Origin of the sequence: Caecibacteroides pullorum (assembly GCF_019239235.1) — a bacterium.
GTDB lineage: Bacteria > Bacteroidota > Bacteroidia > Bacteroidales > Bacteroidaceae > Bacteroides > Bacteroides pullorum.
In genome coordinates, this window is the sequence record NZ_JAAZTS010000022.1 from 1 (window position 1) to 16,452 (window position 16,452).

Sequence of the window (16,452 nt, forward strand, 5' to 3'; positions counted from 1 at the left end):
CCGCGGATGCTGAAAGAGGCCCTTGAAAATGAAGAACGAAGAATGAAGAATGAAGAATCTTTGAGAAATGAAGAATTAAGAATGAAGAATGAAGAATTGCCTGCGGATGGTGAAGATTCTTCATTCGGAGGCGAAGCCGACATTCTTCATTCTTCATTACCCAAGCGCCTTCCCGCCCTGATAAAGCTTCTCGTGAGCCGCACGCCTGATGTCTATAAACCTGCCGTGGCACATGCCGTCTTCCCCTCGCTGGGCGCGCACCTGCACAAAGTACGCTTCCGCTACATCGACAACGTGGAGCACGAAGCCACGCTGATGAATGTCCTCATGGCAGGCACAGGCGCGGGCAAGGACTGTATTTCAGAGCCCATCAACCGCATCATGGCCGACATCCGCCGACGCGACGAGGACAACCTGCGACGCGAACGCGAGTGGAAGAACGAAGTCACCTCGAAGGGCGCCAACAAGGACAAGCGACAACGCCCCGAGGGCCTTATCATCCAAGAGATTGACGCGGACATGACGAACCCTGCTTTCGTGATGCGTATGGCCGAGGCGGACGGGCACTTCCTCTACACGAAGCTGAACGAAATCGACCAGTTCGACGCACTGAAGGGCACAGGGCGTGCAGGGCAGCAATTCCAGATCATGTGCCTGGCCTTCGACCCCGGCAACCGCTACGGACAGACACGCGTGGGGGCGCAAAGCGTGACGGAGAAAGTGACTATCCGCTTCAACTGGAATGCCGCCACGACCATCCAGAAAGGGCGGCGGTACTTCTCAAAAGTTTTGACAGACGGTCCCATCTCGCGCATCAACTTCTGCACCATCCCTGAACGCGAAATCGGCGCGGACATGCCTGTCTATGGCACGTATGACGCCGCCTTCGACGAGGAACTTCGCCCCTACATCGAGAACCTTGTGAAGGCGCAAGGGTTGATTGACTGCCCGCAGGCCTATAAGCTTGCGCAGAAGCTCAAGGAAGAGTGCGCCGACTTCGCCCGCCTCTCGCAGAGCCGCGTGTACGAGAACCTCTCGTTTCGCGCCAACGTCATCGCCTGGCTGAAGGCGTGCGTGCTCTATGTAGCCAACGGCTGCCAGTGGGACAAGACGTTCGAGGACTTCATCCGCTGGTCCTTGCAATACGACCTGGCTTGCAAGATGGAGTTCTTCGGAGCCGCTATTGAAGAAGCGCAGGCGGCTAACTCCAACAAACAGAAGGGGCCGCGTAACCTGCTGGAACTGCTGCCCGACAACTTCTCTTATCGGGAGGCCGTGGAGGTACGTCTGCAGGCGGGTATGGACGAGAAAGGTACGCAAAATATGTTGAACCAGTGGGGCTACCGAAACTATATTGCGAGAATTACGAATTACAATTACAGTAAACTAAAATTCAAAAAAGATGGAACTGACACTGACAAGAACTACTAAAAGGAAAGGCTGCACGCTGGGCGTGCTGGTCGTGGACGGAAAAGAGATGTGCGACACGATGGAACCCACGTGGCGCGACCTGAAGAAAGAACGCAAGGTGAAGGGCTGCACGGCCATCCCCGAAGGGCGCTACCCCGTGGTAATCACCCTCAGCCCCAAGTTCGGCAAGTGGCTGCCCCTGCTGCTGAACGTGCCCTTCTTCGAGGGCATCCGCATCCATGCGGGCAACCTGCCTGCGGACACGGAGGGGTGTATCCTCGTGGGCGAGTACAACGAAGAAACGCGCCAGCTGGAGTGCTCCACGCTCTACGTCCGCCTGCTGAAGCAGCTCATCGTCGAAGCCAAGGAGCGGGGCGAAGGGGTGTGGATTACGGTGAAGTGAGAATGGAGAGTGAAATGAGCCGCGTTTCATAGAAAAAAGCACCACCGATTACACAGATGGACACAGATTCCTTCTCGGACGATGGGGGATAATCTGTGAAAATCCGAGTAATCGGTGGTGAAAAAAGGGCCAACGTCTGCTTAGAACTGGAAGTAGTTCTTTGCGTTGTTATAGCAGATGTCTTCGATCATCTGGTTGATGCGATCCATTTCGCTGACAGGCAGTTCGCCATTCTCGACATCGCGACCTACGAGGTTGCACAGCGTGCGGCGGAAGTATTCGTGGCGCGGGTAGGAGAGGAACGAACGCGAGTCGGTCAGCATACCTACGAAGCGGCTCAGCAAGCCCAGCAGTGACAGGGCGTTCATCTGCTTCTCCATGCCGTCCTTTTGGTCGAGGAACCACCAGCCCGAACCAAACTGGATCTTGCCCGGCCACGTGCCGTCCTGGAAGTTGCCCAGCATGGTGGCGATCACTTCGTTGGCGCAGGGGTTGAGGTTGTAGAGGATGGTCTTGGTCAGCTTGCCTTCGGTGTTCAGGCGGTCGAGGAACTTGGCCATCTTCTTAGCGGTAGTGAACTCGCCGATGGAGTCGAAGCCTGTGTCAGGGCCCAGGAGCTTGAACATCTTGGTGTTGTTGTTACGGATGGCGCCGTAGTGGTATTGCTGTGCCCAGCCTTTCTCCCAGTCCATCTCGGCAAAGATGACGAGCATGGCCGACTTGAACTTCAGGATTTCTTCCTGCGTCAATTCCTTGCCTCCATACACCTTGTTGAAGATGGCTTTGATTTCGGCATCGGTATAGTCTTCGGCATAGAATTCCTCGATGCCGTGATCGGACAGACGGCAGCCTTGCTCGGCGAAGAAGTCGTGACGACGGCGCAGGGCGGCGATCATGTCGTCAAAAGTGGAGATGGCAACGCCGCTCACTTCGGCCAGCTTCTCTACATAGGCGCGGAAGTCGGCAGGCACCTCGACAGCCATGGCCTTATCAGGACGCCAAGCGGGCAGCATCTTGATTTCGAAGCCGCTCTCGCGCGTCTGGATGTGGTATTCGAGCGAGTCGACAGGGTCGTCTGTGGTGCAGACAGTCTCTACATGGTAGCGGCGCATCATGCCACGAGCAGAGTATTCGGGCTGTTTCAGCTTCTCGTTGCACTCGTCGTAGATTTCGCGGGCGGTCTGGGGATTGAGCACCTTGTCAATGCCGAAGGCGGTCTTCAGCTCGAGGTGGGTCCAGTGGTACAGCGGGTTGCGCATGGTATAGGGAACGGTCTCGGCCCATTTCTCGAACTTTTCCCAGTCGGTAGTGTCCTTGCCTGTGCAGTAGCGTTCGTCTACGCCGTTGGTACGCATGGCGCGCCACTTGTAGTGGTCGCCTCCGAGCCAGATTTCGGTCAGCGAACGGAACTGGTAGTCGTCGGCCACCATCTTGGGGATGAGGTGGCAGTGGTAGTCGATAATCGGCATCTTGGCCGCATGTTCGTGGTAGAGCTTCTGTGCAGTTTCGGTCTGCAACAGGAAGTTTTCATCCATAAATTTCTTCATAACGTATGTGTTTTAAGTATCTAAAAATGTTACTTTCTCTCTATATACTTATATAGCTCTGATTGTAAATAGAATAGAGGTTGATTACGATTTTAGTTTTATTAACCGTTATCGAACACAAAAGTAGATATTTTACTTGGAGAAACAAAATATTTCGTATCTTTGCGACGAATATTTATAATATTTAAGTTTTAGGCAAACCGCCCTTCATTCCTATAAAAAGCGAAGCAGAGATGGGAAACAAGAACTATACCATAAAAGACATCGCCCGCATGGCGGGTGTATCGGCCGGAACAGTGGATCGCGTGCTGCACAATCGTGGAGACGTGTCGGCGGCCAGCCTGGAGAAAGTACGCAAGGTGCTCGACGAGATCAGCTACCAGCCCAACATGTTTGCCATCGGCCTGGCGGCGAAGAAACGCTACAGCATTGTCTGCATCATACCTTATTATATAGCCTACGACTACTGGTATGCCGTGGCAGGAGGCATCGACCGCGCCGCGCAGGAGCTGGCGCCCTACAACGTGACGGTGAGCTACCTGCATTACCTGCACGCCGACGAGGCTTCTTACAGCCAGGCCTGTACGCAGGTGCTTGGCGAGGAATGTGACGCCGTGCTGCTGGCGCCCAACTTCCGCGAAGAGACCCTGAAGCTCACGTCTGCCCTCGAGCAGAAAGGTACGCCCTATGCCTTCATCGACTTCAACATCGAACAGACACATGCCCTGTGCTACATCGGACAGGACTCGCGCATGAGTGGATACATCGCCGCCAAGATACTGATGCAGCACTTCAAGCAGGGGCAGGAGCTGGCCCTCTTCCTGAACAACCAGAAGCAGAGCCCTGCCGAGATACAGATGCAACGCAGGCTGGAGGGATTCATGCAATACCTGACTGAAAACCATGTGGGGCTTACCGTCCACGACGTGCTGCTCGACAAGAAAGATGCCGACGCCAACCGACGTACGCTCGACCGATTCTTCGACCAGTGCCCGCAGGCAGTGCTGGGCGTGGTGTTCAATTCGCGCGTCTATCAGGTGGCCGACTACCTGCACGCCACAGGCCGGCGCATGGAAGGGCTCGTGGGCTACGACCTGCTGAAGAAGAACGTGGAGCGGCTGAAGACAGGCGAGGTAGACTACCTGATAGGGCAACGACCTGCCATGCAGGGCTATTGCGGGGTGAAGGCTCTGTGTACGCACATGGTGTTCAAACGGCCTGTCACGACGACACAATACATGCCCATCGATGTGCTGATCAAGGAAAACATCGACTATTATTTCGAGTTCGAATAAAAAATATACATATCAAAACTTTTAAAATATACATTGAATATGAAAGCATTGAACAAGCTGACGGCTCCCAAGAGCGCAGCACCCGAAAGAATCATCCAGTTTGGCGAAGGTAACTTCCTCCGCGCGTTTGTAGACTGGATCATCTACAACATGAACCAGAAGACCGACTTCAACAGCAGTGTCGTAGTCGTGCAGCCCATCGAGAAGGGTATGGTAGAATGGCTCAACGGCCAGGACTGCCTCTATCACGTCAATCTGCAAGGACGCCTGAACGGCGAGGCTGTGAACTCCCTGACGCGCATAGACTGCATCAGCCGCGCCTTGAACCCCTATACGCAGAACGCCGCCTTCATGGCCCTGGCCGACCAGCCTGAAATCCGCTTCGTCATCTCCAACACGACCGAAGCCGGCATTGCTTTCGACCCCAACTGCAAGTTTACCGACGCGCCTGCCTCTTCCTATCCAGGCAAGCTGACCCAGCTGCTCTACCGCCGCTTCAAGACCTTCAAGGGCGACAAGACGAAGGGTCTTATCATCATGCCTTGCGAGCTGATCTTCCTGAACGGACACCACCTGAAGGAGTGCATTTATCAGTACATCGAGCTGTGGAAAGATGATTTCGGCGCCGACTACGAAAAGTTCAAGACATGGTTCACGAAATACTGCTACGTGTGCGCCACACTCGTTGACCGCATCGTGCCGGGCTTCCCTCGCAAGGAGATTGCTCAAATCCAGAAGAAGATCTGCTATGCCGACAACCTCGTGGTGCAGGCCGAAATCTTCCACCTGTGGGTCATCGAGGCCGCCGAGAACCTCTCTCTGCGCCAACTGGCCGAAGAGTTCCCCGCCAACAAGGCCGGCTTGAACGTGCTCTTCGTGAAGTCCGAGGCTCCTTACCATGAAAGAAAAGTGACGTTGCTCAACGGTCCGCACACCGTCCTCTCGCCCGTGGCCTACCTGAGCGGCGTGAACATCGTGCGCGACGCCTGCAACCACCCCGTCATCGGACGCTACATCCACAAGGTACAGTTCGACGAGCTGATGCAGACCCTCAACCTGCCGATGGACGAGCTGAAGAAGTTTGCCGCCGACGTGCTGGAACGCTTCAACAACCCCTACGTAGATCATCAGGTGACGAGCATCATGCTGAACTCCTTCCCAAAATTCCAGACGCGCGACCTGCCTGGCTTGAAGACTTACCTCGAGCGCAAGGGCGAACTGCCGAAGGGCTTGGTATTGGGCTTGGCCGCCATCATCACCTACTACAAGGGCGGTGTACGTGCTGACGGCGCTGAAATCGTGCCCAACGACGCACCCGAAATCATGCAGCTGCTCAAGGACCTTTGGGCAACAGGCGACACCCGCCGCGTGGCCGAAGGCGTACTGGCTGCCAAGGACCTTATCTGGGGCGAGCATGGCGACCTGAACACCATCCCTGGCCTGACCGACATGGTGACTGCCTTCCTGAACTCTATTCAGGAGAAAGGTATGCTTGAGACAGTGAAAAGCATACTTTAAGGAGAAGAAAACCACATTCTTGTAAATTAATAGTTGAGAAGAGTGCAGCAAGTCGCTTTTGAGCGTGCTTTGCTGCACTTTTGTTTTTTGCGGCCGGGTTGTCTAATAATTAGACACCAGTGTCCAATAATTAGACACTCCGTTCCAAGCTGAAGAAAGCTTATCTGTTGATTGTCAGACGTATAACATTTTTGGCACACTTTCTGCATTATAAATGGGTAGAAAACAACTAAAAAACGTTATACGCATGAGACAAATCCATTACGTCATCCAGACCCTGCTCAGAGGGAAGGGGAGCATTCCCTTCAAAGTCATCTCCCTCGGTCTGGGACTTGCCATGAGCATCCTGCTCTTTGCCCGCGTGGCCTACGAGCAGAGTTACGACACGTGCTTCCGCGACTACGACCGCATCTATCAGGTGTGGAGCCAGTTCATCATGAACGGTGAGACGCTGGAGCCGCAAAACATGAACATGGGACCGCTGGCAGGCGCCATCTTCGAAAGCTTCCCCAAGGAGGTGGAAGGGGCTACCTGCACGTGCCGCTATCTGGCCTCGTGGCCGCTCTACTATGGCGACCACCGCTTCGACGAGCGCAAGCTCTGCGCCGACTCGCTCTTCTTCCAGACGATGGGCATCGAGGTGCTGAGCGGAAACCCTGTGCAGGACCTCCAGCAGCCCAACGTCATCTATCTGAGCAAGAGCCTGGCCGAAAGGATGTTCGGCGGCGAAGAGCCCATCGGAAAGGTGATCAGCTACAACCACGAACGCGACCTGACCGTGCGGGGCACTTTTGCCGACCTGCCCGACAATACGACCGTGGGGGCCGACGCCGTCATCTCGCTGCCTCCCGCCTGGGCCGCCAAGCAGATGAACTATTCGTGGGACGGAGGCGACTCCTACTGCCAGTACGTGCGCCTGCGCCCTGGGGTGGATGTGGACGACCTCAACGCCCGCATGAAGAAGATGGCCAAGAAGTACCTGCCCGCCCGCGACAGCTGGAGCTACACGGCCTATGTACAGCCCCTGCGCGACACCTTCCGCCAGCAGGACGACGTGCGCCGCATGTTCACCATCATGCTGACGCTGGGCCTGTCCATCCTCTTCATCACCGCCCTGAACTACGCCCTCATCTCCATCTCCTCGCTGAGCCGAAGAGCCAAGATGGTGGGTGTGCACAAGTGCAGCGGAGCCAGTGGCGAAGGCATCTTCGGCATGTTCATGCTGGAGACGCTGGTGGTGGTTGCGCTGGCGCTGGGCGTGATGTTCCTCCTGCTGTGGGGCTTCCGCGACTTTGTGGAGGATACGGCCGCCACCAAGCTGACGAACCTCTTCGAAGGCAGCCGCCTGTGGGTGCCTGCCGCCACGGTGGGCGTGCTCCTGCTGGTGGGGGGCGTACTGCCGGGCCGCCTCTTTGCGCGCATCCCTGTGACGCAGGTGTTCCGCCGCTACACGGAGGGCAAGAAGGGATGGAAACGCCCCCTGCTGTTCGTGCAGTTTGCGGGCGTGGCCTTCATCTGCGGCCTGATGTGCATGGTGATGATGCAGTACCACTTCGTCATGAGCAAGGACATGGGCTTCAGCACCGAGCGCATCGCGGGCACCTACCTGCCCTTCAAGACGGCAAGGGAGTGCGACAACGCCTACAACTTCTTCCGCAGCCTGCCCTATGTGGAAGACCTCTCCGCCGCCTATGGCAATCCGCTGGAAGGATATAGCGGCTGCTTCATCAACGGCGAAGACGGCAATACCCTCTTTTCCGCCCGCTTCGACGCCTGCATGGCCAACTACTACGACTTGATGGGCATCCGCCTGAAGGAAGGCCGCCTGCCGCGCGACAACAGCGAGGTGGTGGTGAACGAAACCTTCGTCGGCCTGATGAAGTGGGGGAAGGATGCCGTGGGCCATACTGTCCACACGATGGGCGAAACCTCTACCGTGACGGGTGTGCTGAAAGACTTTCAGATAAATGGCTTCTATGCCGAGCCGATGCCCTACATAGGCTTCATGTCCAGGCAGTTCAACAACGGCCTGCACTTCCTGCTGAAGGAGCCCTTCGCCGAAAACCTGCAACGCCTGACGAAAGATGCCGCCGAAGCCTTCCCCGACAAGACCATCGACTTCACTTCGATGGAAGAGGGGATGAATATGTTGTACAACCCCGTCCGCGTGTTCCGCAACGCCACCGCCGTGGCAGGCGTGGTGATGTTCTTCATTATGCTCATGGGCCTGCTGGGCTATACGGCCGACGAGGTGCAGCGCCGAAGCAAGGAGATAGCCATCCGCAAGGTGAACGGCGCCGAGGCATCGTCCATCCTCCGCCTGCTGGGGCGCGACGTGCTCTATGTGGCGGGGCCTGCGGTCGCGATAGGCGTCGTGGCGTCGTGGTACGTCAACACCCTGTGGATGGACATGTTCAGCGCGCAGGCCTCGATGTCGGCCGCTGTATATCTATTGATAGGCGTGGCCGTGCTGGCCGTCATCACCGGCTGCGTGCTGTGGAAGTCGTGGCGCATCGCTAACGAGAACCCTGTACTGAGCATCAAGAGCGAATAAAATTTATTTCAATGAAGAATGAAGAACGAAAAATGAAGAATTTGCCCTGCGGCACGAATCCTTCTTTCCTAAATCTTCATCCCCAATTCTTCATTCTTCATTCTTAATTCTTCATTTTATACCATTATGATCGAAATCAACAACCTTAGCAAAGTATTCCGCACGTCGGAAGTAGAAACCGTCGCATTGAACCAAGTGAACCTCCAGGTAGAGGAGGGCGAATTCGTAGCCATCATGGGCCCGTCGGGCTGTGGCAAGTCCACCCTGCTGAACATCCTCGGCCTGCTGGACAACCCCACCTCGGGCAGCTACAAGCTGCTGGGGCAGGAGGTGGCCGACCTGCACGAGAAGGACCGCACCCGCGTCCGCAAGGGCAAGATAGGCTTCGTCTTCCAAAGTTTCAACCTGATAGACGAGCTGAACGTCTTCGAGAACGTGGAGCTGCCGCTGACCTATCTGGGCCTTCGTGCCGCCGAACGCAAGCAGCGCGTGAACGACATCCTGAAGCGCATGGCCATCAGCCACCGCTCGCAGCACTTCCCCCAGCAGCTCTCGGGCGGACAGCAGCAGCGTGTGGCCATCGCCCGTGCCGTGGTGACCAACCCCAAGCTCATCCTCGCCGATGAGCCCACTGGTAACCTAGACTCGAAGAACGGCGCCGAGGTCATCAAGCTGCTGAGCGAACTGAACGGCGAGGGCACCACCATCATCATGGTGACCCACTCGCAACACGACGCCTCCTTTGCCCATCGGACGGTGCATCTGTTTGATGGCAGTGTGGTGGCAAGCAACAGAAACTTATAAATAAATGAAGAACGAAGAATGAAGAATTTGCCCTGCGGCACGAATCCTTCTTTTCTCAATCTTCATTCTTAATTCTTCATTCTTAATTCTTCATTCTTAATTCTTCATTAAAATGAGACACCTATACTACACCCTACAGACCCTTCTCCGCGGCCATGGAGGCACCGCGGAGAAAATCATTTCGCTCACGCTGGGACTGGCGATGGGCGTGCTGCTCTTCGCACAGATAGCCTACGAGCTGAGCTACGACCGCTTCTATCCGAACCCCGATACGCTCGTCAGACTACGCATGAGAAACGTGAACAAGGGAGTGCCCGAAGCCGGATACAATTACTTCACCTACCGTCCCGCAGCTGCCGACCTCAGCGAGGCCTTCCCCGATCTGGTGGAGAGTGCCAGTCTGACTTCCAACTTATTTTGGGAACCTGCCTTCTACAAGGACGAGAAAAAGCTGGAGGACATCCAGATCCTCTTTGCCGACACGGCCTACTTCGCCACCACCGGCCTTCCCCTGCTGCAGGGCAACCCCAAGGACTTAGGGGTGCAGGGCAACGCCTTCATCTCCGAAAGCATGGCCCGCCGGCTCTATGGCGACGAAAGCCCCATCGGCAAGGTGCTTTCCGTTGAGAAGCTGTTCGACGTCACCATCCGCGGCATCTATGCCGACGTGCCGCGCAACAGCATCATGCCCCACGACCTGCTGCTCTCCATGGCTGCCCTGGACTGGGCCTACGGGCGGGGCACGTGGAACATGAATAACCTCTACGGCGTGCTGTTCCGCCTGAAGCAGCCTGCCGACGTGGACGCGATGAACAGCCGCATCCAGCAGGCGGTGGAGCAATACACTGACCCGCACCTGGGCGACGACGTGGTGACGGAGTACAGCGTCCTGCCCATCCACAAGGTTTACCGTTCTTATCCCGACAGCACGCGGCGACTGGTCATCCTCGGCGTGCTGGGCTTCTCCATCTTCTTCGTGTCCATCCTGAACTACGTGCTGCGTGCCGTGGCCGCCATGAGCCGGCGAGCCAAGCTGGTGGGCGTGCACAAGTGCAGCGGCGCCGACGGCTGGCACATCCTCTCGATGTTCCTCTGGGAGACGGGGCTGCTGGTGACGGCCTCCATCCTTTGCGGCGGCGTGCTGTTGTGGCTGCTGCGCGAGCAGGTGGAAGAGCTGTTGGGCAGCCGCCTGACCGACCTCTTCACCTGGCAGACGCTCTATGTGCCGCTGGGCACGGTGCTGCTGCTCTTCCTCGTGGCGGGCGTGGTACCAGGGCGCATCTATGCCCGCATCCCTGTGACGCAAGTGTTCCGCCGCTACACCGACGGCAAGCGTTCGTGGAAGCGTGGATTGCTGACGGTGCAGTTCATCGGCGTGTCCTTCATCGGCGGTCTGCTGCTGACCACCGTGTGGCAGTATCACGACCTGATGACCCGCAGTGTGGGCTTCCATGCCGAAGGGCTGGCCGTGGGGACGGTGACGGGCGACATCCGACGGGCGCAGGGCGTGGCCGACGCCATCCGCCGCGAACCGTATGTGGAAGCCGTGGCGGGCAGTGGCTCCCATCTACTGGCCCACTTCAGCACCTATCGGCTGCTGGACAACCAGGGCAACTTCATCTGCCCCCTGCACTTCACGCAAATAGAGAAGGATTTCCCCCAGGTGACAGGCCTCCAACTGCTGGAAGGCCATTGGCCGCAGCATCGGGGCGAAGCCGTGGTGGGCCGCAAGACAGTAGAGACGTTGAAGTGGGGCGACACCGCCATCGGCCGCAAGCTGCCCATCGATCCCTCATGGGCAGGACTGGAAGAACCAGCCATCGTGACAGGCGTGGTGGAGAATGTGCGCAACATGGGCTTCTTCGCGAGCCAAACCTGCACCGCCTTCATTCTGAACGACCGCGTCCGCACCTTCAACGTCCGCCTGAAGGCTCCGCTGGACGAGAACCTGAAGCGCCTGAACGCCTTCGTCAAGTCCACCTATCCTGACCTGGCACTGGAGTTCACCACCTATCAGGACATCCGCCGCGAGCAGAACGCCAGCGTCTCCACCTTCCGCAATACAGTGTGGGTCACTACCGCCTGCATCATCCTCATCGTGCTGATGGGGCTCATCGGCTACGTCAGCGACGAGACGCAGCGACGCTCCAAGGAGATAGCCATCCGCAAGGTGAACGGCGCCGAAGCGTCCGACATCCTGCGCCTGCTTTCGGTGGACATCCTCAAGATAGCCGTCGCAGCCGTCGTGGCAGGCATGGCCGCAGCGTGGTACGTCTCCGGCCAGTGGATGCAGCAGTTTGCCGACAGCCGCCTGCTCTCGCCCGCCTGGTACGCCCTGCTGGCCCTCCTGCTGCTGGTGCTGATTGTGGCCGTCGTAGTGCTGAAGGCCTGGCGCATCGCCAACGAGAATCCTGTGCTGAGCATCAAAAGCGAGTAAAAGCGAATAAAAAAGTTCCCCCTGCTTTTCTCTCCATGAGGGAAGGGCAGGGGGACTCGCTTATTCTAAGACACCCACCCATAAAACGAAAATGTGGTGTTATTGTATGGTTTGCGGATGGAACAGATGTTTCCGACGGACGTACCACAGAAGAATTAGCACAGCCGTGACGAAGGCGAAGAAGTCGCTCACGGGCATGCTCGTCCAAATGCCGTCCAGCCCCATGAACTGCGGGAACACCAGCAGGCAGGGCAGCAGGTAGAGCAGCTGGCGCGTGAGCGACATGAAGATACTGATCTTAGCCATGCCGATGCTCTGGAAGAAATTGCCGATGACAATCTGCGCCCCCACGAAGGGGAAGATGGCCACACAGATGCGCACGCCGCGGGCGGCCATGTTGATAAGCGCCTCGTCCGACGTGAAGACCGAAGCCACCGCGTGGGGAAAGAGCTCGCAGATGAGGAAACCGCTCGAGGTGATGCACACACCCGCCGTGATGCCCAAACGCAGCACCTGCTTCACACGGTCCAGCCGCCGTGCTCCGAAGTTATAGCCCGTAATGGGCTGCATGCCCATCGTCAGCCCCATTACCACCATAACGTAGAGCATCAGCAGGCGGTTGATGATGCCATAGGCACCGATGGCCATGTCGCCCCCGTGGCGTTGCAGGCTGTTATTGATGATGATGACGATGGCACAGGCCGTGACGTTCATCAGGAACGGCGACATGCCGATGGAGAAGATACTGCCCACGATGCGCCGCTCCATGCGCTGGAAACCATGTCGCAGGCGGATGGGGTTGGAACGCTGGAGAAAGTGGTTGAGTACCCACAACATTCCGATGAATTGCGAAATGACCGTGGCCAGAGCCGCGCCCCGTATGCCCCAACCAAACTGGAAAATGAAGATGGGAGCAAGGATGATGTTGCACACCACGGTGGTGAGCGACGTCAGCATGGCTTTCTTCGGATGGCCCGTGGCGCGCATCACGTGGTTCAGCCCAATCATGGTGAAGGTGATGGGCGTTCCCAGCAGGATGACCTGCATGAAGTCGCGGGCATAGGGCAGCGTCTCGCCGCTGGCGCCGAAGAAGCGCAGAATGGCGTCAAGAAAGATGAACGTCAGTCCGCCGAACACTACGGCGTTGATCAGGCAAAGCATCAGCGTGTTGCCCAACACCTTGTTCACTCCCTCCATGTCCTTCTGCCCCAGGCGGATGGACGAGATGGTAGAGCCACCCGCCGAAACAAGGTTGCAGAAGGCTGCCGTCAGGTTCATCAGCGGGAAGGTGATGGCCAAGCCCGCAATAGCCATGGGGCCTACGCCGTGACCGATGAAGATGCTGTCGATGATGTTGTAAAGCGACACGATGGTCATGCTGATGATGGCGGGGATGGAATATTGTACGAGCAACTTCCCGATGTGTTCGGTACCGAGTATGTGCGGATTGTTCATATGCTGTCGTATAAGGGTTATTCGCAACAAAGATAGTATAAACCGAGCGAAGAAAAAAGCCGAAAATGGGTTTTCGAGTTCTTACCTTTGAAACATAGCCTTATTTATTTAAAGTTAGAAAAACTTGCAGGATACGGATACTTTTCAGACCTTTGCGTCCGATTTTTGACGAAAAGTTTATGGATAACAACAAGACGAATACCGCTGTCCTTTTCGATTTTGACGGCGTGGTGATAGATACCGAAACGCAATATAGTGTCTTTTGGCACCGCATTGGTATAGACTATCTGGGTATGGCAGACCTCGAAACACGCATCAAGGGACAGACCTTAACTTACATTTACGAAACATTTTTACCCAACATGGCAGAACGGCAAAAAGAGATTACCGCTGCCCTCGATCAGTTCGAACAACAGATGACATTCGATTTTATTCCCGGTGTACTTGAGTTTATCGACGACTTGCGCCGTCATAACGTACCAATGGCTGTCGTCACCAGTTCCAACGATAAGAAAATGGCAGCCGTACGTCGCGTTCATCCAGACCTTGACTGTTTGTTCGACCGTATTTTGACAGCAGAAATGTTTACAGCCTCAAAACCTGCACCCGACTGTTTTCTGCTGGGTATGCAAGTACTTGGATCCGAACCTAATACGACTTGGGTTTTCGAAGATTCATTCAATGGTTTACGAGCAGGAATGGCTTCAGGAGCTAACGTCATCGGGCTTGCTACGACCAATGCGTGTGAAGCCATCACTCCGCTGTGCCATGCTGTTATAGATGACTTCCGTGACTTTACTTATGAAAAGATGCTGAAAGTGAAGAAGCAATAAGAAAAAGCTGTAACTTTGTAATCGATTATTCAGAACAATAACCCTTTAAATATTAAGTAAAAATGGCTGGATACATTTCAGACGACACACGTAAAGTGACTACTCATCGCCTCATAGAAATGAAACAAAGAGGCGAAAAGATATCAATGTTGACATCATACGATTACACCATGGCACAGATTGTAGATGGTGCAGGTGTAGATGTTATTCTGGTGGGTGACTCTGCCTCTAACGTCATGGCAGGTAATGTAACAACACTACCTATCACACTGGACCAAATGATCTACCACGGGAAGTCAGTGGTACGCGGTGTGAAGCGTGCCATGGTGGTAGTGGACATGCCTTTCGGCTCCTATCAGGGCAACGAGCTCGAAGGTCTTGCCTCGGCTATTCGTATCATGAAAGAGAGCCATGCCGACGCCTTGAAGCTGGAGGGCGGTGAAGAAATCATCGGCACAGTGAAACGTATCTTAAGTGCAGGCATTCCCTTGATGGGACATCTGGGTCTGATGCCACAGAGCATCAACAAGTACGGCACCTACACCGTCCGTGCCAAGGACGAAGCCGAAGCCGAGAAACTGGTACGCGACGCCCATCTGTTGGAAGAGGCAGGATGCTTCGCACTGGTACTGGAGAAGATTCCCGCCGCACTGGCTGCCCGCGTGGCTCACGAACTGACTATTCCCGTTATCGGCATTGGTGCCGGCGGTGAGGTGGATGGACAGGTATTGGTATGTCAGGATATGCTGGGCATGAACAATGGTTTCCGCCCACGCTTCCTGCGTCGTTATGCCGACCTGCACACGGTGATGACGGATGCCATTAGCCGCTACGTAAGCGATGTGAAGAACTTAGACTTTCCCAATGAGAAAGAACAATATTGATGGCCGTTTGTTGACGCATGGGCTTAGGGCTATGTGTGCCGCCAATTTCCTGCTGTATGCCGCGGTGTACATGCTGCTTGGCGTGCTTCCGATGGCTTTGGCTGACGATGCAACGTGCATTTATCCGGCTTTTTTAGCTGGGATGTTGCTCGTAGGTCCCTTTCATGCCTATCTGGCCGACGCCTTTAAGCGGAAACATATTTTGTTGCTATCATACACAGGAGTTGGCATAACCATGGCTGTGGCATCGTATATCTACGAAGCTCATTACGCATGGCTTGCCCTGCTTCAAGGAGCCTGCTTTGCCTTGGCATCGGGAGCGGGAACCACCATCAGCATCGATATCACCCTATCGGGCCATCGTACGTCAGGAAACATGCTCTTCGCCTTCTGCGGACGAGTAGGTATGGTTGCAGGACTGACAGCGGGAGCTTGGGGAATCGGCCATTATCCACTGGCGTGGCTGTCGTATGCATCTGCTCTGCTGTGTGCCATCGGCATCTTGCTATGTACTACGGTATATGTATCTTTCCGTGCTCCTATCGGTTTGAAGCTATGTAGTTTGGATCGGTTTCTGCTGGGGCGAGCCTGGCTGCCTGCACTCAATGTTGGTATATTGGCTTTTTCATTCGGTATTATTAGTTCATTTTTGACAGGCCTTTCTGCGTCCATAAGTTGGATATGGATGTTGCCCATGCTGGTACTTCCGCTGCTGACTCCGCTGTGGGTGAAAATGTTTGTCAAATTGTCTCACCATTGCCAGCGAGCTACAGGTAATATGACTTTCAACCTGCTGATGGATGGGGGACTAATAATTGGTATATGGACTATGTGCGTCATGAATAGCCAAGACAAAGTGCCGATAGGTGAAGACACGCTGGCGATAAGTGCATTGGTACTGGCGATACTTATGTTCGTTTTCGCTACACGCCCTTATTATAAGAAGAAACGGGTAAGATAAGGTATAAAAATTATCAGCCCGACGACAATCGCCGCCAGAGCGCACACCAACACCGCTCCGGCGGCGATGTCTTTTACCTGTCCTGCCACGGGATGGTGTTGCGGCGAAACAAAGTCTACCAACCGTTCGATGGCACTATTGAAAAGCTCGGCAGCTATCACCATACCGATGCAAAGAACGATAGCAATCCACTCTCCCCGTGTGATGCAGAAGCACCAACCTGCCGTTACCACACAGACAGTGGTAATGAGGTGAAAACTGAGGTTCTGCTCTTTGCCTACGCAACTACGGATACCTTTCCAAGCATAGCCGAAGCTGCGTAGCTGTTTTTTGTAATCGTAATGCATATAA

General features: G+C 55.4%; 12 protein-coding genes and 1 pseudogene. 10 read left to right on the top strand and 3 right to left on the bottom strand.

The window, feature by feature from the left end:
* Positions 1-1,431: pseudogene (locus HF894_RS12155) on the top strand (BT4734/BF3469 family protein); the annotation flags it as partial.
* Positions 1,403-1,813 carry a DUF5675 family protein gene (locus HF894_RS12160; protein ID WP_021848100.1) on the top strand — a complete coding sequence of 137 codons (411 nt, stop codon included), beginning with the start codon at positions 1,403-1,405 and terminating at the stop codon, positions 1,811-1,813. The pseudogene HF894_RS12155 and the gene HF894_RS12160, both read left to right, overlap by 29 nt.
* 140 nt (positions 1,814-1,953) lie before the next feature.
* Here HF894_RS12160 and uxaC read toward each other — a convergent pair whose 3' ends face one another.
* On the bottom strand, positions 1,954-3,360 hold the full coding sequence (gene uxaC, locus HF894_RS12165; RefSeq protein WP_075316897.1) for a glucuronate isomerase: 1,407 nt from the start codon (positions 3,358-3,360) through the stop codon (positions 1,954-1,956).
* A 233-nt stretch (positions 3,361-3,593) separates the two neighbouring features.
* On the opposite strand from uxaC, the gene HF894_RS12170 reads away from it, so the two are divergent.
* From HF894_RS12170 to HF894_RS12190, 5 genes are all read left to right on the top strand, one after another.
* Entirely contained in the window at positions 3,594-4,655 is a 1,062-nt protein-coding gene (locus HF894_RS12170) for a LacI family DNA-binding transcriptional regulator (RefSeq protein ID WP_021848098.1), read from the top strand.
* A 39-nt stretch (positions 4,656-4,694) separates the two neighbouring features.
* Positions 4,695-6,173 (top strand): tagaturonate reductase, encoded by a 1,479-nt coding sequence (locus tag HF894_RS12175; protein WP_204972740.1) that lies wholly within the window; start codon positions 4,695-4,697, stop codon positions 6,171-6,173.
* Between the two features lie 247 nt (positions 6,174-6,420).
* Positions 6,421-8,727, top strand: coding sequence for an ABC transporter permease (locus HF894_RS12180; protein WP_204972742.1), 2,307 nt, complete (start codon positions 6,421-6,423; stop codon positions 8,725-8,727).
* Positions 8,728-8,853: 126 nt separating this feature from the next.
* Positions 8,854-9,531, top strand: a complete 678-nt coding sequence (locus HF894_RS12185) for an ABC transporter ATP-binding protein (protein WP_204972744.1) — start codon at positions 8,854-8,856, stop codon at positions 9,529-9,531.
* A gap of 112 nt (positions 9,532-9,643) precedes the next feature.
* Positions 9,644-11,968 carry an ABC transporter permease gene (locus HF894_RS12190; protein ID WP_204972746.1) on the top strand — a complete coding sequence of 775 codons (2,325 nt, stop codon included), beginning with the start codon at positions 9,644-9,646 and terminating at the stop codon, positions 11,966-11,968.
* A gap of 99 nt (positions 11,969-12,067) precedes the next feature.
* On the opposite strand, the gene HF894_RS12195 is transcribed toward HF894_RS12190, so the two are convergent.
* Positions 12,068-13,423: an MATE family efflux transporter gene (locus tag HF894_RS12195; RefSeq protein ID WP_204972748.1), complete on the bottom strand. Its 1,356-nt coding sequence runs from the start codon at positions 13,421-13,423 to the stop codon at positions 12,068-12,070.
* Positions 13,424-13,602: 179 nt separating this feature from the next.
* Between HF894_RS12195 and HF894_RS12200 the strand changes: the two genes are divergently transcribed.
* The 3 genes from HF894_RS12200 to HF894_RS12210 all read left to right on the top strand — a co-directional run bounded on the left by HF894_RS12200 (position 13,603) and on the right by HF894_RS12210 (position 16,101).
* Complete coding sequence (locus HF894_RS12200; protein ID WP_021848092.1) at positions 13,603-14,256, top strand: HAD family hydrolase; 654 nt, start codon at positions 13,603-13,605, stop codon at positions 14,254-14,256.
* Positions 14,257-14,318: 62 nt separating this feature from the next.
* Entirely contained in the window at positions 14,319-15,140 is an 822-nt protein-coding gene (panB, locus tag HF894_RS12205) for a 3-methyl-2-oxobutanoate hydroxymethyltransferase (protein ID WP_021848091.1), read from the top strand.
* Positions 15,121-16,101 carry an MFS transporter gene (locus HF894_RS12210; protein ID WP_204972750.1) on the top strand — a complete coding sequence of 327 codons (981 nt, stop codon included), beginning with the start codon at positions 15,121-15,123 and terminating at the stop codon, positions 16,099-16,101. The genes panB and HF894_RS12210 overlap by 20 nt, the downstream gene beginning before the upstream one ends.
* Here HF894_RS12210 and HF894_RS12215 read toward each other — a convergent pair.
* Positions 16,077-16,448 carry a diacylglycerol kinase family protein gene (locus tag HF894_RS12215; RefSeq protein ID WP_204969020.1) on the bottom strand — a complete coding sequence of 124 codons (372 nt, stop codon included), beginning with the start codon at positions 16,446-16,448 and terminating at the stop codon, positions 16,077-16,079. The genes HF894_RS12210 and HF894_RS12215 overlap by 25 nt on opposite strands.
* Positions 16,449-16,452 lie beyond the last annotated feature (4 nt).